Consider the following 23,411-nt stretch of genomic DNA (forward strand, 5'->3'; position numbering starts at 1 on the left):
CGAGGCAGCGGACGTGCGACGGGCGGGGCGGGCGGGCGAACGGGGACGGGTGGGGCGAGGGATACCCAGTGTTCTTTAGGGAGAGTAATGAGTTATTCTAAAGACATGTCTGACCTTTCCCATGGCGACGATGCCGTTGCCGTGAACGACCTCCGCTCCGCCGTCATGCGGCTGGGCCGGCGCCTCAAGCACCAGCGCGTCGACGAATCGCTGAGCCCGACCGAGATGTCGGTCCTCGGCACCCTCGCCCGCTGCGGCCACGCCACCCCCGGTGAGCTGGCCCGGCGCGAGCACGTGCAGCCCCCGTCGATGACCCGCATCGTGGCGCTGCTGGAGGCCAAGGGTCTGGTCACGCTGGAACCGCACCCCGACGACCGCCGCCAGAAGGTGGTCCGCCAGACGGAGGAGGCCGAGGCGATGCTCGAAGAGAGCCGTCGCAAGCGCAACGCCTTCCTGGCCGGGCTCGCGGCCGAGCTGACCGAGGACGAATGGGCCAAGCTGCGCGAGGCCGCACCCGTCCTGGACAAGCTCGCGCACCTATAGGAACGACGCCAGGAGGCGAACCCTTTTGAGTACGGGACCCGGAGCAGACTCCGCCCCCGGCCATACATCCACCACTACGCGCGCGTCGGGCTCCGCCAGGAACTCGATGTTCAGCTCGCTGAAGATCCGCAACTACCGGCTCTTCGCCACGGGCCAGGTCGTCTCGAACACCGGCACCTGGATGCAGCGCATCGCCCAGGACTGGCTGGTCCTGTCGCTGACCGGCTCCGCCTCCGCGGTGGGCATCACCATCGCGCTGCAGTTCCTGCCGATGATGCTGTTCGGCCTCTACGGAGGCGTACTCGCCGACCGGCTCCCCAAGCGGCCGCTGCTGCTCTGCACGCAGGCCGCGATGGGCCTCACCGGTATCGCGCTCGCCGTCCTCACCCTCGCCGGCCACGTCCAGGTCTGGCACGTCTACCTGGCCGCCTTCCTGCTCGGGCTGGTCACCGTCGTGGACAACCCGGCCCGGCAGACCTTCGTCTCCGAGATGGTCGGCAAGGACCAGGTGGCCAACGCCGTCAGTCTGAATTCGGCCAACTTCCAGTCCGCACGGCTGGTGGGCCCCGCACTGGCCGGTGTCCTCATCACCGCCGTCGGCTCCGGCTGGGCCTTCCTGCTGAACGGCCTGTCCTTCGCCGCCCCGATCATCGGCCTGCTGCTGATGCGGACGAACGAACTGCACCCGGTCGAGGTCCAGCCGCGCGCCAAGGGTCAGCTGCGGGAGGGTCTGCGCTACGTCGCCGGCCGCCCCGAGCTGATCTGGCCGATCGTGCTGGTCGGCTTCATCGGCACCTTCGGCTTCAACTTCCCGATCTGGCTGTCGGCCTTCGTCAGCCACGTGTTCCACGGGGACGCGGGGACCTACGGCCTGTTCAACACCCTGATCGCGGCCGGCTCCCTGGCGGGCGCACTGCTGGCGGCCCGCAGGGGCCACTCCCGGCTGCGCCTCCTGGTCGCGGCGGCGGCGCTCTTCTCGGTGCTCCTGCTCGTCACCGCCTTCGTACCCGGCTTCTGGCTGTTCGCGGCGCTGCTCGTGCCGATCGGCATGTTCGGGCTGACGGTCAACGTCACCGCGAACTCCAGCGTGCAGATGGCCACGGACCCGGAGATGCGGGGCCGGGTGATGGCGCTCTTCATGATGGTCTTCACCGGCGGCACCCCGATCGGCGCACCCCTGGTCGGGTGGATCACGGACACCTACGGAGCCCGGATCGGCATGGCCGCGGGCGGCGCGGTCTCCCTGGCCGCGGCTCTCGCGATCGGCCTCGTCCTCTCCCGGATCGGCAACCTCCGCCTCAGCGTGAACCGCCACGGCGTGACGTTCGTCCCGGCGGCGCGAGAGCGCGAACTGGTCGCGGCGGCCTGAGGCGAAATCCAGCCTCGTCGGCGATTGAGGCGCGGGGGTCCGGGGGCTGGCCCCCGGCAACGGCGCCGCACGCAGGCGACCTCGCTAGGCTCGGCACATGAGACTGTTCGCAGCCGTCATCCCGCCCGAGGCGGCCGTCGCGGAGCTGGCCGAGGCCGTGCGCGGACTCCGCAACGACCGGCTCCGCTGGACCGCGGAAGCAGGCTGGCACTTCACGCTGGCCTTCATGGGCGAGGTCCAGGACGGGCTGCTACCGGAACTGCACGCCCGCCTCGCCCGGGCCGCCGCCCGCTCCGGGCCCTTCACGCTCCGGCTCCACGGCTCCGGCCACTTCGGCCACCGCGCCCTGTGGGCCGGGGCCGCCGGGGACCTCGACTCCCTGCGGATGCTCGCCGAGCGGGCCGACGCCGCGGCCCGGCGGGCCGGGGTCCCGATGGAGCAGCACCACCGGTACACGCCCCACCTCACCCTGGGACGGATCCGGGAGGAGACGGACGACGTGCGCCCGTACGTGGACCGCCTCGCCCCCTTCGAGGGCACCCCCTGGCGGGTCACCACCCTCAGCCTGGTCCGCAGCAACCTGCCCACCAGCGGCGTCCCCGGCGAGCAGCCCCGCTACGAGACCGTCGGCGCCTGGGACCTGGGCGGATGAGCCCCCAACGCCACCGGGCCCGCCCCTCCGTCCGAAGGGCGGGCCCGGTCGCGTTAGGCTCGACGGGTGGATCCCAAGACCAGAAACCGCGTCATGGCCGGTGTGCTCGTGCTGATGTTCGTCGTCGTCGCAGTGGCCGCGGTCGTAGGCCAGTAGCCCGGAAGCCCTGCAGCCCCGGGCCCCGAGCCCTGGACCCCGGCTACCAGGCGAACGCCTCCGGCGCCGGTCCCGGCCCGGGGAAGACCTCGTCGAGCCCGGCCAGCACCTCCTCGCCCAGCTCCAGCTCGACCGCCCGCAGCGCGGACGCGAGCTGCTCCGCCGTACGCGGCCCGACGATCGGCCCAGTGACCCCGGGACGGGTCAGCAGCCAGGCCAGGGCGACCTCGCCGGGCTCCAGACCGTGCTTGTCCAGCAGGTCCTCGTACGCCTGCACCTGCGCCCGTACCGAACTGTTCGCGAGCGCGTCCGCCGACCGGCCCGTGGCCGTCCGCCCCGACTGCGCCGACTTGCGGATCGCCCCGCCCAGCAGCCCCCCGTGCAGCGGGGACCACGGGATGACCCCGAGCCCGTACTCCTCGGCGGCCGGGATGATCTCCAGCTCCGCGCGCCGCTCGGCGAGGTTGTAGAGGCACTGCTCGCTGACGAGGCCGAGCCGCCCGCTGCGCGCCGCGGCCTCGTTGGCCTGGGCGATCTTCCAGCCGGGGAAGTTCGAGGACCCGGCGTAGAGGATCTTGCCCTGCTGGATCAGGACGTCGATGGCCTGCCAGATCTCCTCGAAGGGCGTCCGGCGGTCGACGTGATGGAATTGATAGACGTCGATGTAGTCGGTGTTCAGCCGCTTGAGGCTCGCATCGACGGCCCGCCGGATGTTCAGCGCCGACAGGCGGTCGTAGTTGGGCCACGGGTCGCCTTCGGCGGCCATGTTCCCGTAGACCTTGGTGGCGAGGACCGTCTTCTCGCGACGGCCGCCGCCCTGTGCGAACCAGGTGCCGATGATCTCTTCGGTACGGCCCTTGTTCTCACCCCACCCATACACATTCGCGGTGTCGAAGTAGTTGATTCCGGCGTCGAGGGCCGCATCCATGAGCGCGTGGCTTTCCGACTCCCCGGTCTGGGGGCCGAAGTTCATCGTGCCGAGGACGAGTCGGCTGACCTTGAGACCGGTGCGTCCGAGCTGCGTGTACTTCATGGGGCACTAGCCAACTGCCTGGAGTGCACTCGAAGCAAGACCCGTTCGTGAAGGGCGCGTTACGTGTCGCTGCGGGGCCGGTACGGGCCGCCGATGCCCCAGGCCTGGTGCAGGACCGCCGCGAACTCGCCCGCGAGGCGGTGCTCGCCGGAGGCGTTGGGGTGGGTGCCGTCGTAGGTGTCGTGGTGGATCTCGTACGAGTCCGGTCGCGCGGCCAGCAGGATCGGCGACGCGGTGGTCGACAGGTCGGCGACCGCCTTCGCGAGGAGCTCGTTGAACAGCTCGACCTGCGCCGCGAAGGGAACGTCGTCCTGGGCCCGGACGTTGGGGATGACGGGGAGCAGGACCATCCGGACGGCGGGCCGGGCGGCGCGCGCCTCGGCGATGAAGCGGCGGGCGTTGGCGGCGGTGTCCTCGGCGCCGGTGTAGAAGCCGAGGTCGATGAGGCCGAGGGAGACGAGCAGCACGTCGGCCCGGGCGGTGCGCACGGCGGGCCCGATGAGCGGCGCCATGTGCTGCCAGCCCTCGCCCCATCCGGCCAGGTGCCGGCGGGCGTCGGCCGGGAAGCCGGGGTCGGCGTATTCATGGCTGGTGGGCGCGTCGGCGAAGGTGTCGTACAGCTCGCTGCGCGGGCCGACGATCTCGTACGGGCCGCCGAAGGTCGCGCCCAGGTGCTGCCACATCCGGTAGCGCCAGGTGTAGTCGCCGGCGCGGCCGATGGTCATGGAATCACCGACGAACATGAAACGCATCCGGTCATCATCGCGGATCACGCGGCGGTGACCCCTGTGATGCCGGACACGCGGGTCCGGGCGGCCGGGCCGGGCTGGCAGGGTAGGGGCATGCGCCTGCGCCGCCTGCTGCCTTCGACCGCCGCCGTTGCCGTTGCCGTTGCCTCCGCGGTTCCCGCGGCGGCGGCCCTCGCCCTGCTGGCCGCCCCCGCGGCGGGCGCCGCGGGCTCCCCGGCCCCCGCCCCTTCCCCCTCCGGGTTCACGATCACCGATCCGCGGATCAAGGAGTCGAGCGGGCTTGCGGCCAGCCGGATCCATCCGGGGGTGTACTGGACGCACAACGACAGCGACGACGGTCCGTACGTCTACGCCGTGGACTCGGCGACGGGCAGGACGGTCGCGCGGGTCACGATGACGGGCGTCGGCAAGCCCCGGGACATCGAGGCGATCTCGCTGGGACCGGACGGGCAGCTGTACGTCGGCGACATCGGGGACAACCTCGGCGGCGCCTGGGACCACGTGTGGATCTACCGGTTCCCGGAGCCGAAGACCCTCGCGGACGTCACCCTCAAGGCCGAGCAGTTCACGGTGAAGTACGCGGACGGGCCGCGCAACGCGGAGGCGCTGATGGTCCATCCGGTCACGGGCCGGGTGTACATCGCGAGCAAGGACGAGCGCGCGGGCGGCCTCTACGAGGGCCCCGAAACCCTCTCCGCCTCCGGTACGAACACCTTCCGCCGGATCGGTGACGTCCCGTGGGTCACGGACGGCGCCTTCTCCCCGGACGGCGGCCACCTCACGCTGCGGGGCTACTTGTGGGCGAAGACCTACCCGTGGAAGGACGGCCGCCCGTCGGGAGAGGGCGAGGCGGTGGCCGCGCCGTGGCAGGGCCAGGCGGAGTCGGTCACGTACTCGGCGGACGGATCGACGCTGATGTTCGGCGCGGAGGGCGTGAACAGCCGCGTCGTGGCGGTCCCGGTGCCCCGGCCGCCGTCCGGGGGGAAGACGCCGTCCGCGTCCCCCTCCCCGGACTCCCCGACCGCACCGGGCGCGGGGACGGCCGCCCCGCCGTCCTCCCGGGGCGGCGACTTCACGAAGGGTGCCTTCGTTCTGGTCGCCGCCACGGCCTTGACCCTGGCGGCCAAGCGCATCCTGCGCCGCCGCCCGCCCAAGGGCTGACGCCTACGACTCCTGGATCGGGATCTGCTGGGAGGTCGTCGCCGAGGCTCCGTTGACCGGGGTGGTCGCGGGGGCCTGCTGGGCCTGCTGGACTTGCGGCACCGGCGGGGACATCGACGACAGGAGCTGGCGGGCCAGGCCCAGGCCGGTGCCGCCCATGGTCAGGGCCTTGGCGAACATGTCCGACATGCCTTCGGCGCCGTTCAGCAGGACCATGTGCTCCACGTTGCCGAAGGCCGCCGCGCCCGCTTCCACGATCGCCGGCCAGTTCTCGGCGAGCTGCTGCGCGACCACCGCTTCCTGGTTCTCCGCCAGCGCGGCGGCCCGCGCCTTGATGGCGTCCGCCTCCGCGAGGCCCTTCGCCTTCGCCGACGCCGCCTCCGCGAGGCCCCTGGCCTGCGTCGCCGCCGCCTCGGCCTCACCGGTCGCGCGGGTGGCCGTCGCGGCCGCCAGACCCCGGGCCTCCGTGGCCTGCGCGTCGGCCGTGGCCGCCGTCGTCACCCGGGTGGCCTCCGCGGCCGCCGCGAGCTCGGTCTCCTTCGCGCGGGCCTGCGCCGCCGAGATGCGGGCGTCGCGGTCCGCCTCGGCCCGGGTCCTGACCTCGTACGCCGCCGCGTCCGCGGGCTTGCGCACGTCCGCCTGGAGCTGCTGCTCGCGCCGGTGCGCCTCCAGTTCCGCGACCCGGGTCTCCTGGACCACGACCTCCTGGCGCGCCGCCGCTTCGGAGAGCGGGCCCGCCTGCCGGGCGGTGGCGGCCGCCTTGTCGCGCTCCGCCTGGTAGCCGGCCTGGAGGATCTCGCTGTCCCGCGTCGCCTCCGACATCCGGGCGAAGGCGGCCTGTTCGGCCTCGGTGGCCCGCAGGTTGGCGTCGGCCTGCGCGATCCGCGCGTCCCGCTGGACGGCGGCCGCGTGCGGCATCGCCAGGTTCTTGATGTAGCCCGTCGGGTCCTCGATCTCGTGGATCTGCAGCGAGTCGACGATCAGGCCGAGCTTCTCCATCTCGCTGCCGCACGCCAGCCGGGTCTGCCCGGTCAGCTTCTCGCGGTCGCGGATCATGTCCTCGACCGTCAACCCGCCGACGATCGACCGCAGATGGCCCGCGAAGACGATGTGCACCCGCTCGGGCATCATCTTCTGCTGGTCCAGGAAGCGGCGCGCCGCGTTCGCGATGGACACGAAGTCGTCGCCGACCTTGAAGATGACCACGCCCTTGACCCGCAGCGGGATCCCCTGGTGGGTCACGCAGTCGACGAGCAGTTCCGTCTCGTTGAGGTCCAGGGACAGCTTCCGGACGGCCTGCACGCCGGGGAGCACGAAGGTTCCGCGCCCGGTGACGATCCGGAACCCCATCCCCTCCCCGAGGCCCTCCGTCTTGTGCGTGGAGCCGGAGATGACCAGTGCCTCGTTGGGCTCGGCCACCCGCCACATGAGCTTGAACAGACCGATCGCAGCCACGATCGCGGCGACGACGACGGCCGCCAATACGCCGACAGACATCGGCAACTCCCCCTTTTTCACGGTGGCGTCCGCCACCGACCAGGCGAGTGTGCGCCTGTGTCAGGGCGGCGTGAAGAGGTCGGCCGAATCTTGTCGCCGTCTTGATACAAGGAGGTCGCGGGGCCCTCTGAGCCCCCTCAGTGGTCGTACGCGGCCATCACGTACACGGTGCGCGGCGGCAGGTATTCGACCACCGTCACCACCGTCCCCACGGCGAGCCGCTCACTGCCCGTACCCGGCGCGAGGTAGGCGAGGAAGTGCTCGGCCCCGCCCCGGATCCGCACGATGACCTCGCCGACCAGCCCCGGCCCCACCGTCCCGGTGACCCGGCCGTCCAATCCCACCATGTCCGATTCCCCCATGTGCCGACAGTACGGGCCGCCCGGTCCCGTTGCGAGGGCCACGAAGGTTACGGGGCCTACGGGACCTGCGCGTCCTCGTCGAGCCGGTACTCCTCGCCGTCCGCGAGGTACCCGTACAGCTCCCCGTAGCGCCCCCAGCCCGTCGCCGTCTCCAGCTGCCGTTCCAGCTGCTCGCGCCCTTCGCCCGTTCCCCGGAGCTCCGCCCCGGACCCCGCGCCTCAAACTCCCCCAGCTACCGCTGGGAGGTGCCCCCGGGCGAGGCTGGATCGGGGCGGGGCCGGACTTCTACGAGTGGCCCAGGTCCGCCAGGACGTCGTCCTCCGCCAGCGGGACCGAGCCCGAGTCGGGGGCGGGGCGCAGGAGGAACTCGTCCGCGGCCATGGAGTCGAGGACCGGCGGGGCGGGGCGCAGGGGCTTCGGCATGACCGCGGCCTCCGAGTGGCCGCCGCAGCCGTAGGACAGGGAGACCAGGCGGCCGTCGGCCGGGCCGAACTCGTTGGCGCAGATACCGAAGGCCTGGCCCAGCGAGCCGCCGATCGCGACGAGGAAGCCGCAGGAGACGCACGAGGCCGGCGCCGCCTGCGCCATCGGGGTCTTCGCGCCGAAGGACTCGTCCCAGCGGTCGGCCGCGCTGTGGAGCCCGTAGCGGGACAGGACGCGCGCACGGCGCATGCCGAGTTCTTCGGCCACCGAGGTGATGGAACCCCGTACCGGGACCACCGCGCGGTCCGTGACGTCGGCGTCCTCCGCCTCGACGAGCTCGGCCATCTCCGAGGAGACCACGGAGTTCGGCGGCGGGGCGTCCTCGCCCGACCAGCCCGCCTCCAGGCGCAGGTCCTCGGCGTCCGTGGGGAGCAGGTCCCCAGGACCCATGTCGCCCGGCCGCAGCCGCTCGCTCCACGGCACCCACTCGGGGGCCAGCAGGGCCTCGTCGCCGGGGAGCAGCACCGTTTCGTCGAGGGTGACGTTCTTCGCGCGGGAGGCACGTGTCACCGTCACGGCCCAGCGCCAGCCCCGGTAGGCCGGGTCCTTGCACTCGAAGAAGTGCGTGACGACCCTGTCACCCTCCGAGATCGCGGCAAGGTGTTCGCCCACCACTCCGGGGGCGGCGGCCTCTTCGGCCGCCGCGCGGGCGAGGTCTACCGCCTCGACGCACTGGCGGTCGGGGGTACGGCTTCGCGTCGTCGCAGCACTCACAGGTCTCGTTCTCTCCTACGCCGTCTCACGAGTGCGCCGTCCGTACTTGTCGTCCACAACGACCCGTCGGCTGTCCCTACGTAGCGCGGGCGGAGCGGACCAGAGGGCCGCGTCGACGTCCGCGCCCGATCGGGTTCCAGGGCGCACCTACCTGCGATCCATTCTGCGGGATCGCGAAGAGGCGCGCGGCCAGGAGCAGCCGCCGGTGGCGCGCTACGCACGCTACCTCCTCCGGCGCCCTGGGCCCACATGCAAGGTCCGATTCGCGGACAACCCCACTACCGGCCATCTCCGCGCAACGCGCCGGGAAGGGTCCGGAGGAGGCAAGTGGGGCACTATGGGGCCGTGGCACCCGTACGGTCGTCCGACGACGGCTCGGGACCGGCCAGGCGGGCCGGCCGGGCCTTGGGGCGTGCCCTGCACCTCCCCTTCACCGGTACGGCGCGCGGGATCCGGCGGGCCACGCACGCGCACGGGGCGGGTGAATCGGGCCTCGGCAAGCTGATCGAGCTGCACGCGATCAACGGCGCCGGCGATGTGATGATCACAGTCGCGCTCGCCTCCACCGTCTTCTTCTCCGTTCCCACGGACGAGGCACGCGGCCGGGTGGCCCTCTACCTCGCCATCACCATGGCCCCCTTCACTCTCCTGGCCCCGGTCATCGGCCCGCTGCTGGACAGGCTGCCGCACGGGCGGCGTGCCGCGATGGCCGGCGCGATGCTCACCCGGGCCCTGCTGGCGGTGATGATGTCGGGCGCGGTGGCCACGGGCGGCCTGGAGCTGTACCCGGCGGCGCTGGGCGTGCTCGTCGCCTCCAAGGCGTACGGGGTCGTGCGCAGCGCCGTGGTCCCCCGGCTCCTGCCGCCCAAGTTCTCCCTGGTCAAGGCGAACTCCCGGGTCACGCTGGCCGGGCTGCTGGCCACGGGCGCGGCGGCCCCGGTGGGTGCCGCACTGCACACGATCGGGCCACCGTGGCCGCTCTACGGGGCGTGCGCGATCTTCATCTGGGGCACCTTCGCGGCGTTCACGCTGCCGCACAAGGTGGACGAGGCCAAGGGCGAACGCCGTGCCCGGCTGTCCACGCACGAGGCGCACTCGAAGCGGCCGGGGCTGCGGACGGTGAGCCGGCCGGTGCTGTGCGGGCTGCTGGCGAACGCGTCGATGCGCGGCCTGTCCGGATTCCTGATCTTCTTCCTGGCGTTCCTGCTGCGCGAGCACCCGCTCGCCGGGCAGAGCGCGGCGGTCTCGCTCGGCATCGTCGGAGTCTCGGCGGGCGTCGGCAACGCGTGCGGGACCGCGGTGGGCGCGTGGCTGCGGGCCAGGGCGCCGGAGGCGATCATCGCCGCCGTACTGTGCCTGACCCTCGGGGTCGCGATCGTGGCGGCGGTGTTCTTCAGCGGGGTCCTCATGGCCGTCCTGGGCGCCACGGCCGGTTTCTGCCAGGCCCTCGCCAAGCTCTCGCTGGACGCGATGATCCAGCGCGACGTGCCGGAGGCCGTCCGTACGTCGGCCTTCGCCCGTTCGGAGACCCTGCTCCAGGTGGCCTGGGTGCTGGGCGGCTCGATCGGCATCGCCCTCCCCCTGAACGGCGTCCTGGGCATGTCCGTCGCCGCGGCGGTGGTGGCCCTGGGCACGACGATGGCCCTACGTGGCTTCCTCGCCTCCCCCCGCCACCAGCACAGCTCCTCCCGACCCCGGGTGGCGTAAATCCAGCCCCGCCCGGGGGCACCTCCCAGCGGTAGCTGGGGGTGCTTGAGGCGACCTTTCAGCCCCGCCGGCGTTTGAGGCGCGGGGTCCGGGGCGGAGCCCCGGAAGGCCCGGCGCAGCCGGGGCCGCTCGCGCCACGGCGCCGCACCGTAGGACCCCGTGCAGCAGCGCAGCGTACGGGCCCGATAGCCTTCGGCTCATGACCGCACCGCTTTTCTCGGGTAGGGCCCGCCGCAGCGTCGCGGCCCTCGGAGCCGTTTCCGCCGGGCTCCTCCTCCTCTCCGCCTGTGACAAGCCGACGCCGCTGGCGACCGTGACGGTCGGCACCTCGTCGGTGTCCGCCGAAGCCGCCTGCCACGACGGCAAGGAGCTCACGGCGGACAAGGTCCAGGAGTGCTTCACCGACCTCAAGGGCGCCAAGACCGTCGAGTACGGGCGCGGCGACACCCTCCGTCTCGGCGTCGAGCCGGACGTCGTCAAGGACGGCAAGAAGTGGCAGGCCGTCCTCGACGGGCAGCCCATCACCGAGCCCTCCTCCAACACCTACCGCAGCTTCCCCGGCGCCGACGTCTTCTCGACGGGCGGCCAGGGCGAGGCTCCGGCCTCGAAGAAGCTGAACATCGTCCAGGTCGGCGAGGACGGCAAGCCGCTCGCCGTCTGGGCGTTCAGCCTCAAGCTCAAGAACTAGTCGCGTACCCACTGTGCGCGCGCTCATCGTGACCGCGGTGGCGGCGGAGGCGGACTCCGTCGTCGCCGGCCTGTCCGGGCCCACCCCTCGTCCGGACCACACCCCCGGTCCGGGGCCGCGCACTCTCCCCGGTGGCTACCTCATCCACCACCGGGGAGCCTTCGACGTCCTCGTCGCCGGAGTCGGTCCGGCCGCCGCGGCCGCCGGGACCGCGACCGCCCTGGCGCTCGCGGCGGGCCCGGACGGCTACGGCCTCGTCGTCTCCGCCGGCATCGGCGGCGGGTTCGCGCCCGCCGCCCCGCTCGGCTCCCTGGTCGTCGCCGACGCGATCGTCGCCGCCGACCTGGGCGCCGAAACCCCGCAAGGATTCCTCCCCGTCTCGGAACTGGGCTTCGGCCGCAGCGTGCACCTGCCTCCCGCAGAGCTCGCCGCCCGCGCCGCCGAGGCGACCGGGGCGCTGCTCGCGCCCGTCCTGACCGTCTCCACCGTCACCGGCACCGCCGCCCGCGCGGCCGAACTCGCCGCCGCGCACCCGCTGGCCGGGGCCGAGGCCATGGAGGGCTTCGGGGTCGCGGAGGCGGCCGCCGCGCACGGGCTGCCGGTCCTGGAGGTGCGTGCCGTCTCCAACGCCGTCGGCCCCCGCGACCGTGCCGCCTGGCGGATCGGTGACGCGCTGGCGGCCCTGGGCGAAGGCTTCCGCGTACTGGGACCCGTACTGCTCACCACCACCTCCGGGGGAGGACCCGCGTGAACCCCGCAGACCCCGCAAGCTCCGCAGACCCCGCAAGCCCCGTAGACCCCTCATCCTCCGATCGCCCCGTCCGGATCGCGTACTCGCCCTGCCCGAACGACACCTTCGTCTTCGACGCCTGGGCCCACGGCCGGGTCCCGGGGGCGCCCGCCCTCGACGTGACCTTCGCGGACATCGACATCACCAACGGCATGGCCGAGCGCGGCGAGCTGGACGTGCTGAAGGTGTCCTACGCCGTCCTGCCGTGGGTGCTGGAGAAGTACGCGCTACTCCCCTGCGGCGGCGCGCTCGGACGCGGCTGCGGACCACTCGTCCTGACCCGCGAGCCGGGCGTGGACCTGACCGGCAAGACGATCGCGGTCCCCAGCGAACGCTCCACCGCCTACCTGCTGTTCCGGCTGTGGGCCGCCGACGTGCTGCCGCCCGAGGGCGTGGGCAAGGTGGTCGTGCTGCCGTTCCACGAGATCATGCCGGCCGTGCGCGACGGCCGCGTGGACGCCGGACTGGTCATCCACGAGGCCCGGTTCACCTATCAGGACTACGGGCTGCACTGTCTGGCCGACATGGGCGAGCACTGGGAGTCCACGACCGGCCTGCCGATCCCGCTCGGCGCGATCATCGCCAAGCGCTCGCTGGGCGCGGACGCCCTGCGCGCCCTCGCCGAGTCGGCCCGCGCCTCGGTCCGGATGGCCTGGGACGACCCGGAGGCCTCGCGTCCGTACGTACGGGCGCACGCGCAGGAGCTGGACCCGGCCGTCGCCGACCAGCACATCGGGCTGTACGTCAACGAGTTCACCGCCGACCTCGGCGACGCCGGGTACGCGGCGGTGCGCGGGCTGCTCACCAGGGCGGCAGCGGAGGGATTGGTTCCGGCCATTGCGCCCGACGCGCTGGCCTTCCCGTAGCAATGGAAGCGCCCCGCCGCCCTTCCGGGAGGCGGGGCACCGTCGTATCCGCCGCTCAGACGTCCATCTGGTCGGCGACCGCGCGCAGCATGCCGGCGATCTTCGAACCGGACGCCTTGTCGGGGTAACGGCCCCGCTCCAGCTGCTGCGTGACGTTCTCCAACAGGGTCGTGAGGTCCTGCACGATGGAGGCGAGCTCGTCCGGCTTGCGCCGCTGCGCGGCCGCCACGGAGGGCGCCGGATCCAGGACGATCACCGAAAGTGCCTGGTCACCGCGTTGACCGGCAACGACTCCGAACTCGACCCGCTGGCCGGGCTTGAGCGCGTCCACGCCGTCGGGCAGTACCGACGAGTGGACGAAGACGTCGCCGCCGTCGTCGCGGGAGAGAAAGCCGAAGCCCTTCTCACTGTTGAACCACTTGACCTTGCCGGTAGGCAAAGCACGCACCCCATTCCACCAGTCAGCCAAGCCACTGTTCTCGCAGGTCAGGCTATCTAGCACTTGCTCATGCCTGCCATTGCCCGAAGCCTCTCCAGCTATCTACCCTTCGTCAAGCCGCCCCACCCATACCGGCCAGTGGCGCTGGCCGGTATGGATCGCGCCTCGCTCGGGTGCTCTCCCACTGGACCGCTCACTGGTTCCGGTGGACACGCATTCCCATTGCTCCTGTGAGCGTCGGGGCCGACCGGGCCAGGGAACTACCCTGGTCGAGTGACTGTTACTCCTCAGCCCGGGTCCGCACACACCGACCCCGACGCGGCCCGCCCCGGCGACGCGCTCGTCAAGGCCGGCGGCATCGTCTTCATCCTCGGTGCCGCGGCCACCCTCGCCACGATGGCTCCGCTGTTCCTGCACACCCGGCCGTTCCCCTCGTACGCGTGGGCCGTGTGCATGCTCATGGGCGTCGGCTTCGCCATCTCGGCGGCGGGCGTGGTCCGCTCGGCCTCGGCGCAGCGCAGGGCCGCCCGAGCGTCACAGGCGTAGTGCCTCCGGGGTACGCGGCCCCGTAAATCCCGTGCTGCCCGTCCTGCCCGTGTACCGCGCTACGCGGTGCGCGTGCGGGCGTACTCCGCCAGCCAGGCCGGGAGCTCCGTGAGGTCCGCCAGCACCACGTCGGCGCCCGCCTCGCGCAGTTCGGGCTCCGGGCACGGGCCGGTCGGGACCGTCACCGACACCGCCCCGGCCGCGCGGGCCCCCCGTACGTCGCCGACGTGGTCGCCGACGTAGACCTGGGCGTTGTACTCGCGCAGGGCGCCCGCCTTGGCCTCCGCCCACAGCCAGCCGATGACCGCGTCGGGCTCTATGCCCAGGTGCTCCAGGTGCAGACGGGCGTTGGGCTCGTACTTGGCGGTGACGACGATCGCGCGGCCACCGAGCGCCTGGACCGCCAGGACCGCCTCGCGGGCGCCGGGCATCGCCGGGGTCGGCTCGATGGCGTGTGTGGGATAGATCTCCCGGAAGCGGTCGGCCATGGCGGGGATCTCCGCCTCCGGGAACCAGTACGCGAGCTCCGTGTCCAGCGGCGGACCGAGGCGCGTGACGACCTCGTCGGCGTCGATGAACGTGCCCGTCTCCGCCGAAAGCGCCTGGAAGGCGGCCTTGATGCCCGGCCGGGAGTCGATGAGGGTCATGTCGAGGTCGAATCCGACGGTCAGCTGCGTCTCGGGGTTCATGCGTCCATTGTGCCGAGACGGGCACAGCGGACGGGAACGTAGACTTAGCCTCGCCTTACCAGACAGTGAAATTTGGTGACATGTCAGTCCCCGTCTCAACGGCCCCCGACCCTGCGGCTCCCGATCCTGCGGCCCCCGGCCCCGCGGCTCCGGCCCCCGCGGCCCCCACCGCCACCCGGCGCGCCGTGACGGCCCGTCGTATCGCGTGGACGGCGGCCGGCATCGCCGCCCTGCTGTGCGCGGTGCTCCTCAGTCTCGCGGTCGGCGCCCGCGCCATCGGACCGGGCGAGGTCTTCGACGCACTGTTCCGCGGCGCGAGCGGACCGAACGCCGAGGTCGTGCGCGCCCTGCGGGTACCGCGCACCCTCATAGCCCTGATGGTCGGCGCGGCCCTCGCGCTGGCCGGAACCGCGCTCCAGGGCATCACCCGCAACCCGATCGCCGACCCCGGCATCCTCGGCATCAGCCAGGGAGCCGGGGTCGCGGTCGTCTGCGCCATCGCGTTCGCGGGGGTGCACACGCTGAGCGGCTACGTGTGGTTCGCCTTCGCGGGCGCCGCCTTCGCCTCGGTCGCCGTGTACGCCGTCGCCTCCAGCGGACGCGGCGGCGCGACGCCGGTGAAACTGGCACTGGCCGGGGCCGCGATCAACGCCCTGCTGGTGTCGGTCACCATGGGCGTCCTCACGACGAAGGCCTCGACGCTCGACGAGTTCAGGTTCTGGCAGGTCGGCTCGGTCGCGGGCCGCGATTTCACCGTCGTGCACCAGATCTGGCCCTTCCTCCTCGTCGGCGCCGTGCTCGTGATGTCGGTGGCGCGCGGCCTGGACGCGCTCGCGCTCGGCGAGGACGTGGCCAAGGGGCTCGGGCAGAACGTGGCCGCCGTACGGATCGTCGGCGGCCTCGGGGCCACCGTCCTCACGGGCGCCGGGGTCGCGGCGGCCGGGCCGATCGCCTTCGTCGGGCTGGCCGTACCGCACATCGCGCGGGCCGTCGTCGGCAGCGACCACCGGTGGGTGCTGCCGATGGCGGCGCTCATCGGGCCGGTGATGCTGCTCGTCGCCGACGTGCTCGGGCGGATCGTGATGCCGCCCGGCGAGGTCCCGGCCGGGGTGATGACCGCGCTCATCGGGGTGCCCTTCCTGGTCGCGCTGGTCCGCCGCAGGGCGGTGGCGGCATGAGCACGGTCCCCGCGGGGTACTCCCTGGTCCGGCCGGGCCGGGGCTCCTTCCTCCTGCACCGCCGGGCCGCCGTCGTGGCGGTGTCCCTCGCCGCGCTGCTGGCCGGGGCTTGCGTCGCCTACCTGTGCGTCGGCGAGTCCTTCGTCGCGCCGACGGAGGTCGTCAAGGTGCTGCTCGGGCAGTCCTCGCCCGAGGAACTGGTCGTCGGCACGCTGAGGCTGCCCCGGATGACGGTGGGCCTGCTGGTGGGCCTGGCCTTCGGGGTCGCGGGCGCGCTGATCCAGACCGTCGCCCGCAACCCGCTCGCCTCACCCGACATCATCGGCATCAGCCAGGGCGCGAGCGCCGTCACGGTGGCGGCGCTGACCTTCGGCGTCACCTCGTACTCGGTGCTCCCGTACCTCTCGGTGCTCGGCGGCATCGTCGCGGCCGCGCTCGTGTACGTCTTCGCGTGGCGGGGCGGCCTGCACGCGACGCGGTTCGTCCTCATCGGCATCGGCTTCGCCATCGCCCTGCGGTCGGTGACGACCCTGCTGATGACCAAGGGCGACTACCTGGTGGCCCAGCAGGCGCAGATCTGGATGACGGGCTCCCTCAACGGCCGCGGCTGGGACGTGGCCGCTCCCCTGGCCTGGATCATGCTCGCCCTCCTGCCCGGCATCCTGTGGGCGGCCCGCGCCCAGCGCACGGTCTCGCTCGACGACGACACGGCGACGGCCCTCGGCGTCCGCCTGGGCCGGGTCCGCCTGGGACTCGTGGCCCTCGGCGTGGTCCTGGCCTCGGTGGCCACGGGCGCGGCGGGACCCGTGGACTTCGTGGCCCTCCTGGCCCCGCAGATCGCCCGCCGGATGACCCGGACGGCCCAGATCCCGCTGCTCTGCTCGGCCCTGACGGGCGCGGTGGTCGTCGTCCTCGGCGACCTGCTCGCCCGCAGGCTCCTCTCCCCGACCGAACTCCCGGTGGGCGTCCTGACGGCCGCCGTCGGGGCCCCGTACCTGATCTGGCTGATCATGCGCAGCCGCACTGGAGGCAAGTCTTGAGCCGCGATCCGAGCCGGCTGTCCGCCCACGGGCTGACGCTCGCGTACGAGGACCGGGTCGTCGTGGAGGACCTGGAGCTGTCCGTGCCGGACGGCCGGGTGACGGTGATCGTCGGCCCGAACGCGTGCGGCAAGTCGACGACGCTACGGGCGCTGGGCCGCCTGCTGCGGCCGAGCGCGGGCGCGGTGGTCCTGGACGGCGAGGCCCTCGCCTCCCTCCCGACCCGGCGGATCGCCCGGACCATCGGACTGCTCCCGCAGTCGCCGGTGGCGCCCGAGGCGATCACGGTCGCCGACCTGGTGGCCCGGGGGCGCCAGCCGCACCAGCACTGGTGGCAGCAGTGGTCCGAGGCGGACGAGAAGGCCGTCGTGGACGCGATGGCCCGGACCTCGGTCTCGGACCTGGCGGACCGCCCCGTGGACGCGCTGTCGGGCGGTCAGCGCCAGCGGGTCTGGATCGCGATGGCCCTCGCCCAGGACACGGACATCCTGCTGCTCGACGAGCCGACCACCTTCCTGGACATCGCGCACCAGGTGGAGGTCCTGGACCTGGTCCGCCGCCTCAACCACGACCGCGGCCGCACGGTGGTCGCGGTCCTGCACGACCTCAACCAGGCCGCGCGGTACGCGGACCACCTGGTGGCGATGAAATCGGGCCGCGTGGTCGCCGAAGGCCCCCCGGCGGAGGTCGTGACCGCCAGCCTGGTCCGCGAGGTCTTCGGCCTCGACTCGATCGTCATCCCCGACCCGGTGACGGGCTCCCCCTTGATCATCCCGTCGGCCCCTTGGTCGGCGGGCCCCTGACCCGGGCGCAGCCCGGGCCCGGTCAGCCCCGGCGCCGCGAGCGCCAGACGAGGTACACCGCGGAAGCGACAGCCGCACCCCGCGCCAGCCACGGCCACATGTCGTGGAAGGCCCCGCCCATCGCCCCGTCCGCGAGCGGCGCCCCCCACTTACCCTCGAGCCGCCCCCACACCCACACCACGGCCGTCGCGAACACGGCCCCCGGCAAGCCGAAGACGACCAGCTTGCGCTCCGCAGGACCCAGCACCCGCGAGGCGTACGCGAGCAGCCAGCCCGCGGCGAGCAGCAGCCAGTAGCCGGAGACCGCGCCCGCGGCCAGCGCGATCGCGGCGAGCAGCAGGAACAGGTGCGGCTTCGGCCGCGCCGCGGCCGGGGGGTCCACCACGGCGGCGGCCTCGGCCTTCGCGGCGCGCCGCCGCTCGCGCAGGAACCGTACGAGGGTCGGGCGTTCGGCGGCCTGCCCCGGGGCCGCGTCCGGGGCGGCGGCCGGGTCCTTCTCCGCCTCGTCCGGTTCCGGCTCCTTGAACAGCTCCGGGATCTCGATCCCGCCCGCGAAGCCCTCCACCGACGTGCCCGGCGCGCCCGGCGCGACCCGCCACCAGTCGGGTTCCATCTTCTCGCCCGCGCCGAGCTCGTCGAGGCCGGCCAGGTGCGGCGGCGCGGGCCGGGCCGGCTCCGGGTCGGGCGGTGGCGCCTGTCTGCGGCGCAGGCGGCCGGGCTCGCGCTGGGTGGGGACGGCCGGCCCGGGGTCCGCGGCGGGGGCGGGCCCCGGCGCGGCCGGCCGCTGCGACAGGGTGTCCAGGACCTCCTCCGGCGTGCCGATCCGCTCCAGGATGCGGCGTACCGCCGCCGGGGTCTCCGGTTCGTACTTCGCCCGGCGCCGGTCGATTTCGTCCCGCAGCCCCGAAACCAGCCGCATCCGGTCGCCCGAGGACAGGTGCCTGCGCTGCGCCAAGTCCCCGACCCGGCTCAGATATTCGTAGACCAGATGGTCGCTCTCGATCCCCACGCCCCGGCTCCTCCCGCGCTCCTCCCGGACCACTGCCCCGAAGGTAGCGCGTGCGCCCGTGGAGCCGGGCAGGGCTCAGCGGATACCGTTGACCGGATGGGGACCGGCCGACTGACCGGCCGACGCGACCAGGAGGCGACGACCGTGCCTGACCCGAGCACCGCGGGAAGCGCTCCGCGCTCCCTCGCCGAAGCACTGCGCGCCCGCGAGGACGACGGGCTCGCCGCCCTGCTGCGCGCCCGTCCCGACCTGCTGAGCCCGGTGCCGGGGGACGTGACGCAGCTGGCGACGCGGGCCGGGACCCGCGCCTCGGTGGTGCGCGCCCTGGACCGCCTGGACCGGTTCGCGCTGCAGACGGCCGAGGCTCTCGCGGTGGCTCCGGAGCCGTGCCCGTACCCGGTGCTGGAAGCCCTGCTCAGCGGGGACACGGGGACCACCTCCGGGCAGGACAACGGGGCCGGCGCCGAGCTCCCTCGTGCCCTGGCCACCTTGCGCGACCAGGCCCTCGTGTGGGGCGACGAGGACCGGCTGCGCCTGGTGCGCACCGCCCGCGAGTTGCTCGCCCCCTCGGCGTCCCGCCCCTCCCCCACCGGGCTGGGTCCCACCGTCGCCGAGGCCACCGCGGGCATGTCGCCGACCCGGGTCCAGGAGATCGTGGCGGCGGCCGGGCTGACGGCCACGCACGACCCGGTGTCGGCGGTGACCGCGCTGACGGGCCTGTTCACGGATCCGGAGCGGATGTCCGCGCTGCTCGACGAGGCTCCGGCGGAGGCCCATCAGGTGCTGGGCCGGCTCGTGTGGGGGCCGCCGTACGGGGAGGTGACCCCGAATCCGACGCCTCCGGTGCGCTGGCTGCGCGACCGGGGTCTGCTGCTGCCGGCCTCGGCGCGCACGGTCGTGCTGCCGCGCGAGGTGGCGCTGTACCTGCGCGGCGGGCTCGCGCACCGGCTGACGGAGCCGCAGGCGCCGGCCGTTCCCGCGCTGCGCGAGCACCGTCCACAGCTTGTGGACGCCAACGCGGCCGGCCAGGCGCTGGCGGCGCTGTCTACCGTCGAGGAACTGGTGAAGTCTTGGGAGTACACCGGCCCGGCGGTGCTCCGGGCGGGCGGGCTCTCCGTGCGCGACCTGAAGCGGACCGCGGCGGCCCTGGACACCGACGAGCGCTCGGCGGCGTTCTGGATCGAACTCGCCTACGCGGCCGGGCTGCTGGCCAGCGACGGCGAGGCCGACGAACGCTACGCCCCGACCCCGGCCTTCGACGGCTGGTGCGATCTGCCGCCCGCCGAACGCTGGTCGGTACTGGCGGCGGCCTGGCTGTCCGCGACCCGGACCGCGGGGCTGGCCGGCGAACAGGACGCGAAGGGCCGTACGTTGTCGGTCCTGGGCTCGGACCTGGACCGTTCCGCCGCCCCCGAGGTGCGCCGCCGGGTCCTGCGCCTGCTGGCCGACCTCCCCGAAGGCGGCGCCCCGGACACCGCCGCGCTCCAGGCCCGCCTCGCGTGGGAGCGCCCGGTGCGCGGTACGAGCGAGCTGCGCGCCCGCCTCGCCAACTGGGCCCTGACCGAGGCCGAGGTCCTCGGCGTCACCGGCCGGGGCGCGCTGTCCGCGCACGGCCGCGCCCTGCTGGAGGGCCGCGAACCCGCGCCGCTGCTGGCTCCGTTGCTGCCCGAGCCGGTGGACCACGTACTGCTCCAGGCCGACCTGACGGCGGTGGCCCCGGGACCGCTGCGCCGCCCGCTCGCCGAGGTCCTGGCGGTCCTGGCGGACGTGGAGTCCAAGGGCGGGGCCACGGTGTACCGGTTCACGCCCGGGTCGGTCCGCCGGGCGCTGGACGCCGGCCACACCGCCGTCGACCTGCAGTCCTTCCTGACCGAGCACAGCCGCACCCCGGTGCCGCAGCCGCTGTCGTACCTCATCGACGACGTCGCCCGGCGCCACGGCCACCTGCGGGTCGGTTCGGCCTCCTCGTACGTGCGCTGCGACGACGACAGCATGCTGGGCGAGATCATGGCCGACAAGCGTTCGGCGGGCCTGGGCCTGCGCCGCCTCGCCCCCACGGTGCTGGCCGCGCAGGCCGAACCGGGCGCGCTGCTCGACGGGTTGCGGGCCATGGGGTACGCCCCGGCCGCGGAGTCCCGTACCGGCGACGTCCTGGTGGCGCGCGCCGACGCCCACCGCACCCCGGCCCGCTCGGCGCCCGTACCGGTCCCGGACGGGCCGCCGGTGCCGGACGCGACGCTGCTGGGGGCGGCCGTACGGGCCATCCGCGCGGGCGACGCGGCGGCGACTGCGGTCCGCAAGGAGCCCGCCGCGGCGTCCTCGGGGGGCCCGGGCGAGCTCCCGCGCACGAGCGCGGCGGAGACCCTGGCCACCGTGCAGGCGGCCGCGATGATCGGCTCGGCGGTCTGGATCGGCTACGTCAACGCCGACGGGGCGGCGAGCCAGCGGGTCATCGCCCCGGTGCGGGTGGAGGGCGGCTTCGTCACCGGGTACGACCACACGGCGGACGAGGTACGGACGTACGCGCTGCACCGGATCACGGGGGTCGCCGAACTGGCGGAGGACCAGGTCTGAGGGGTGCACGAGGGTGTGAAGGGCCAAATCCACTGGCTTCGGGGCACGCGGGCCCCGCACCCTGGGCGCATGTCCGAATACCTGTCCGGAGCGACCCCGCAGCGTCAGATCCGCGCGTCCCACACCGACAGCACCATCACCGTCTACCAGGCCTACGGCCCCCACCTCGGGCTCCCCGCCGCCCGGGACGGCCGCTTCCCGGCCGCCTGGAAGCGGGAGCGGATGACGTGGATCAAGCCCTCGTTCCTGTGGATGATGTACCGCTGCGGCTGGGCCTCCAAGGCCGACCAGGAGACGGTGCTGGCCGTCGAGATCACCCGCGCCGGCTTCGACGCGGCGGTGCGCGAGGCCTGCCTGTCCCACTACGACCCGGACGTGCACCCCGACCAGGGGGCCTGGAAGCAGGCACTGCGCACCTCCCCCGTCCGCGTCCAGTGGGACCCGGAGCGCGATCTGCGCCTCAACGCGCTGCCGTACCGATCGCTCCAACTGGGGCTGTCCGGAACGGCCTCGCGGGCCTACGCCGACGAGTGGACCGTCTCCATCCGTGATGTGACCCCGCTGGCGCGGGAGATCCACGCCCTGGTCCGGTCCGGCGAAACGGAGGCGGCACGCGCCCTGCTCCCGGCCGAAACCCCCTACCCGGCGGGGCCGCCGGAGCACCCGGTCGCGTAGCCGGTTCCCGTGACGTCCGGCGGGCCGGGGCGCGGGGTGGAAACAGGTCGAGATGATTCCGTTATCGCAGGTCAGAGCGCACGGAACGGGCTGCTGGGCCTGTTGCAAGGCGGTGACATTCCGACGACGGATCAGAGATGTGATCTGTGTGAAGATTCATTCATCGCAGCAGCGACCGGGGGGAAAAGAACCGGACCGCCAGCGAAACCCGCACCACCGGACCGGAGTTCGCCTCCGGCCACCTCGCTCGGCCTCCGCTCTGCCTCTCGGCCCACTCGGGCCATCCCTCGGCCCTCTCGGGCCAACCCCGGCCCTCTCGGCCGCCACTGCCGTCTGATCTCGTTGATTCCTGGGGGAGTCCACCATGTCCGCTCGCACCGCCGCCCTGCGCAACACCTCCGCCGCCGTCGTCGTCGCCGCCATCGCCGGTACCGTCCTGATGCCGCTGTCGGCCCACGCCGCCGAGGACAGCGCGCCGGTGCTGAAGACCGCGATGAGCGCGCCGGTGCCGAGCGGCCCGCTGACCCGCGGCGGTGCGACCGAGACCTTCGAGCTGACGGTCAGCAACCCGACGGGCAAGGCCGCCCCCTACCACCCGTGGATGCTCCTCGACCACACCGGCGGCAGCCCGCTCCAGCGGACCGACGTGGTCTACAAGGTCGAAGCGGTGGACGCCCCGGCGACCGAGTCCCACGTCCTGACGCAGGACGGCGGCTGGCAGGGCCTGTTCTTCCCGGCCGGCAAGCCCGCCGGGGCCTTCGAGATCCCGGCCGGCGGCAAGATGGTCTGGAAGTTCACGATCGGGCTCGACAAGAACTACCCGACCGTCGACGGTGACTTCACCGTGAAGGCAGGGGCCCTCTCGGACGAGATCGCCAAGGACGGCCACTCCTCCCTGGCCTTCAAGACGAGCCCGCAGACCAAGCCCGGCGAGCTGAAGAACTGGTTCGACGGCGTCACCGACTGCCAGGGCACCGACGGCTCCGCCTGCAAGGAGCTGAACGTCCACTACCAGGTCACCGGCGACGGCGAGTTCAGCACCGCCCTCAACACGTACCTCGACGTGGACACCGTGAACAACCCGGACGGAACCCCGGTCAGCGCCGACGTCCAGACGCGCATCAAGGTCGACGGCGCGTGGAAGGACCTGACGGGCGGCAACGGCGACCGTCGGCTGCCGGTCATCGCGAAGGGCTTCGGCGCCGCCTCCGGCGAGCGCGTCGTACGCCTGCAGGTCAAGCTCGGCCCGAAGACGCCCGCCAACAAGGCCGTCTCGGTCCTGCTGACCACGAAGATCGGTCTCGCCGAGGGCAACACCTTCCAGTTCGGCGGTGCCGCGCAGAAGGTCCACTTCACCCCGAAGACCACCACGCCGGCCCCGACCACCCCCGCCCCCACCTCCCCCGCGCCCACCACCCCGGCCCCGACCGGCTCCGCGACCACCACCCCGGTGGCCACGGCGACCCCCACCAAGGCCAACACCCCTGCCGCGACCGGCTCCCTCGCGCACACCGGCTCGGACTCCAACACCGGCCTGTACACCGGCCTGGCCGCTGCCCTCGTCGCCCTCGGCGGCGCTGCCGCCTGGCTCGGCGCCCGCCGCCGCAAGGCCGTCCGCGGCTAGCGGCTAGCGGCTAGTCCCGCCCTTCGACGAAGGCGCGGGGGCCCGGCACACCATGTGCCGGGCC

General features: G+C 73.3%; 23 protein-coding genes. 15 read left to right on the forward strand and 8 right to left on the reverse strand.

The window, feature by feature from the left end:
• Positions 1–105: 105 nt before the first annotated feature.
• The 3 genes from AC3IYJ_RS17870 to thpR all read left to right on the forward strand — a co-directional run bounded on the left by AC3IYJ_RS17870 (position 106) and on the right by thpR (position 2,564).
• Positions 106–543, forward strand: a complete 438-nt coding sequence (locus tag AC3IYJ_RS17870; protein ID WP_330297094.1) for a MarR family winged helix-turn-helix transcriptional regulator — start codon at positions 106–108, stop codon at positions 541–543.
• 25 nt (positions 544–568) lie between these two features.
• Positions 569–1,912 (forward strand): MFS transporter, encoded by a 1,344-nt coding sequence (locus AC3IYJ_RS17875; RefSeq protein WP_489402296.1) that lies wholly within the window; start codon positions 569–571, stop codon positions 1,910–1,912.
• A 97-nt stretch (positions 1,913–2,009) separates the two neighbouring features.
• Positions 2,010–2,564 carry an RNA 2',3'-cyclic phosphodiesterase gene (thpR, locus tag AC3IYJ_RS17880; protein WP_489402297.1) on the forward strand — a complete coding sequence of 185 codons (555 nt, stop codon included), beginning with the start codon at positions 2,010–2,012 and terminating at the stop codon, positions 2,562–2,564.
• A gap of 199 nt (positions 2,565–2,763) precedes the next feature.
• On the opposite strand, the gene AC3IYJ_RS17885 is transcribed toward thpR, so the two are convergent.
• Together AC3IYJ_RS17885 and AC3IYJ_RS17890 are read right to left on the reverse strand one after the other, a co-directional pair.
• Positions 2,764–3,753: an aldo/keto reductase gene (locus AC3IYJ_RS17885; protein WP_489402298.1), complete on the reverse strand. Its 990-nt coding sequence runs from the start codon at positions 3,751–3,753 to the stop codon at positions 2,764–2,766.
• 59 nt (positions 3,754–3,812) lie between these two features.
• Entirely contained in the window at positions 3,813–4,505 is a 693-nt protein-coding gene (locus AC3IYJ_RS17890) for a GDSL-type esterase/lipase family protein (protein WP_489402299.1), read from the reverse strand.
• Positions 4,506–4,595: 90 nt separating this feature from the next.
• Here AC3IYJ_RS17890 and AC3IYJ_RS17895 point away from each other — a divergent pair, with 90 nt between their 5' ends.
• Positions 4,596–5,663: a WD40 repeat domain-containing protein gene (locus AC3IYJ_RS17895; RefSeq protein WP_489402300.1), complete on the forward strand. Its 1,068-nt coding sequence runs from the start codon at positions 4,596–4,598 to the stop codon at positions 5,661–5,663.
• 3 nt (positions 5,664–5,666) lie between these two features.
• On the opposite strand, the gene AC3IYJ_RS17900 is transcribed toward AC3IYJ_RS17895, so the two are convergent.
• The 3 genes from AC3IYJ_RS17900 to AC3IYJ_RS17910 all read right to left on the reverse strand — a co-directional run bounded on the left by AC3IYJ_RS17900 (position 5,667) and on the right by AC3IYJ_RS17910 (position 8,719).
• Entirely contained in the window at positions 5,667–7,160 is a 1,494-nt protein-coding gene (locus AC3IYJ_RS17900; protein ID WP_489402301.1) for an SPFH domain-containing protein, read from the reverse strand.
• A gap of 137 nt (positions 7,161–7,297) precedes the next feature.
• Positions 7,298–7,507 carry a hypothetical protein gene (locus tag AC3IYJ_RS17905; RefSeq protein ID WP_489402302.1) on the reverse strand — a complete coding sequence of 70 codons (210 nt, stop codon included), beginning with the start codon at positions 7,505–7,507 and terminating at the stop codon, positions 7,298–7,300.
• A gap of 300 nt (positions 7,508–7,807) precedes the next feature.
• Positions 7,808–8,719, reverse strand: coding sequence for a DUF3027 domain-containing protein (locus AC3IYJ_RS17910; RefSeq protein WP_489402303.1), 912 nt, complete (start codon positions 8,717–8,719; stop codon positions 7,808–7,810).
• A 327-nt stretch (positions 8,720–9,046) separates the two neighbouring features.
• On the opposite strand from AC3IYJ_RS17910, the gene AC3IYJ_RS17915 reads away from it, so the two are divergent.
• The 4 genes from AC3IYJ_RS17915 to AC3IYJ_RS17930 all read left to right on the forward strand — a co-directional run bounded on the left by AC3IYJ_RS17915 (position 9,047) and on the right by AC3IYJ_RS17930 (position 12,770).
• A complete protein-coding gene (locus AC3IYJ_RS17915; protein ID WP_489402304.1) occupies positions 9,047–10,426 on the forward strand; it encodes an MFS transporter in 1,380 nt (459 codons plus the stop codon).
• A gap of 199 nt (positions 10,427–10,625) precedes the next feature.
• The gene (locus AC3IYJ_RS17920) at positions 10,626–11,114 is read left to right on the forward strand and encodes a DUF2771 domain-containing protein (RefSeq protein ID WP_489402305.1); all 489 of its coding nucleotides are present in this window, start codon (positions 10,626–10,628) and stop codon (positions 11,112–11,114) included.
• Positions 11,115–11,127: 13 nt separating this feature from the next.
• Complete coding sequence (locus AC3IYJ_RS17925) at positions 11,128–11,865, forward strand: futalosine hydrolase (protein WP_489402306.1); 738 nt, start codon at positions 11,128–11,130, stop codon at positions 11,863–11,865.
• 74 nt (positions 11,866–11,939) lie between these two features.
• The gene (locus AC3IYJ_RS17930) at positions 11,940–12,770 is read left to right on the forward strand and encodes a 1,4-dihydroxy-6-naphtoate synthase (RefSeq protein WP_489402847.1); all 831 of its coding nucleotides are present in this window, start codon (positions 11,940–11,942) and stop codon (positions 12,768–12,770) included.
• Between the two features lie 55 nt (positions 12,771–12,825).
• Here AC3IYJ_RS17930 and AC3IYJ_RS17935 read toward each other — a convergent pair whose 3' ends face one another.
• Entirely contained in the window at positions 12,826–13,209 is a 384-nt protein-coding gene (locus AC3IYJ_RS17935) for a cold-shock protein (protein WP_371616538.1), read from the reverse strand.
• Between the two features lie 273 nt (positions 13,210–13,482).
• On the opposite strand from AC3IYJ_RS17935, the gene AC3IYJ_RS17940 reads away from it, so the two are divergent.
• Positions 13,483–13,755, forward strand: coding sequence for a hypothetical protein (locus AC3IYJ_RS17940; RefSeq protein ID WP_489402307.1), 273 nt, complete (start codon positions 13,483–13,485; stop codon positions 13,753–13,755).
• 59 nt (positions 13,756–13,814) lie between these two features.
• Here the strand turns inward: AC3IYJ_RS17940 and AC3IYJ_RS17945 are convergent, their stop codons facing one another.
• Positions 13,815–14,444 carry an HAD family hydrolase gene (locus AC3IYJ_RS17945; protein ID WP_489402308.1) on the reverse strand — a complete coding sequence of 210 codons (630 nt, stop codon included), beginning with the start codon at positions 14,442–14,444 and terminating at the stop codon, positions 13,815–13,817.
• A gap of 80 nt (positions 14,445–14,524) precedes the next feature.
• On the opposite strand from AC3IYJ_RS17945, the gene AC3IYJ_RS17950 reads away from it, so the two are divergent.
• From AC3IYJ_RS17950 to AC3IYJ_RS17960, 3 genes are read left to right on the forward strand one after another with little or no spacing between them, the layout of a single operon-like run.
• Positions 14,525–15,622 (forward strand): FecCD family ABC transporter permease, encoded by a 1,098-nt coding sequence (locus tag AC3IYJ_RS17950; RefSeq protein WP_489402309.1) that lies wholly within the window; start codon positions 14,525–14,527, stop codon positions 15,620–15,622.
• A complete protein-coding gene (locus tag AC3IYJ_RS17955; protein WP_489402310.1) occupies positions 15,619–16,662 on the forward strand; it encodes a FecCD family ABC transporter permease in 1,044 nt (347 codons plus the stop codon). The genes AC3IYJ_RS17950 and AC3IYJ_RS17955 overlap by 4 nt, the downstream gene beginning before the upstream one ends.
• Positions 16,659–17,465 (forward strand): ABC transporter ATP-binding protein, encoded by an 807-nt coding sequence (locus AC3IYJ_RS17960; protein WP_489402311.1) that lies wholly within the window; start codon positions 16,659–16,661, stop codon positions 17,463–17,465. Before AC3IYJ_RS17955 ends, AC3IYJ_RS17960 begins: the two co-directional genes overlap by 4 nt.
• A gap of 22 nt (positions 17,466–17,487) precedes the next feature.
• On the opposite strand, the gene AC3IYJ_RS17965 is transcribed toward AC3IYJ_RS17960, so the two are convergent.
• Complete coding sequence (locus tag AC3IYJ_RS17965; protein ID WP_489402312.1) at positions 17,488–18,474, reverse strand: hypothetical protein; 987 nt, start codon at positions 18,472–18,474, stop codon at positions 17,488–17,490.
• 96 nt (positions 18,475–18,570) lie between these two features.
• Between AC3IYJ_RS17965 and AC3IYJ_RS17970 the strand changes: the two genes are divergently transcribed.
• The 3 genes from AC3IYJ_RS17970 to AC3IYJ_RS17980 all read left to right on the forward strand — a co-directional run bounded on the left by AC3IYJ_RS17970 (position 18,571) and on the right by AC3IYJ_RS17980 (position 23,347).
• Positions 18,571–21,048 carry a helicase-associated domain-containing protein gene (locus AC3IYJ_RS17970; protein WP_489402313.1) on the forward strand — a complete coding sequence of 826 codons (2,478 nt, stop codon included), beginning with the start codon at positions 18,571–18,573 and terminating at the stop codon, positions 21,046–21,048.
• Positions 21,049–21,117: 69 nt separating this feature from the next.
• Positions 21,118–21,723 carry a DUF4291 domain-containing protein gene (locus AC3IYJ_RS17975; RefSeq protein ID WP_489402314.1) on the forward strand — a complete coding sequence of 202 codons (606 nt, stop codon included), beginning with the start codon at positions 21,118–21,120 and terminating at the stop codon, positions 21,721–21,723.
• 364 nt (positions 21,724–22,087) lie between these two features.
• A complete protein-coding gene (locus AC3IYJ_RS17980; RefSeq protein ID WP_489402315.1) occupies positions 22,088–23,347 on the forward strand; it encodes an LPXTG cell wall anchor domain-containing protein in 1,260 nt (419 codons plus the stop codon).
• Positions 23,348–23,411: the final 64 nt, after the last annotated feature.

It is taken from the genome of Streptomyces sp. GL_140 (assembly GCF_057834465.1).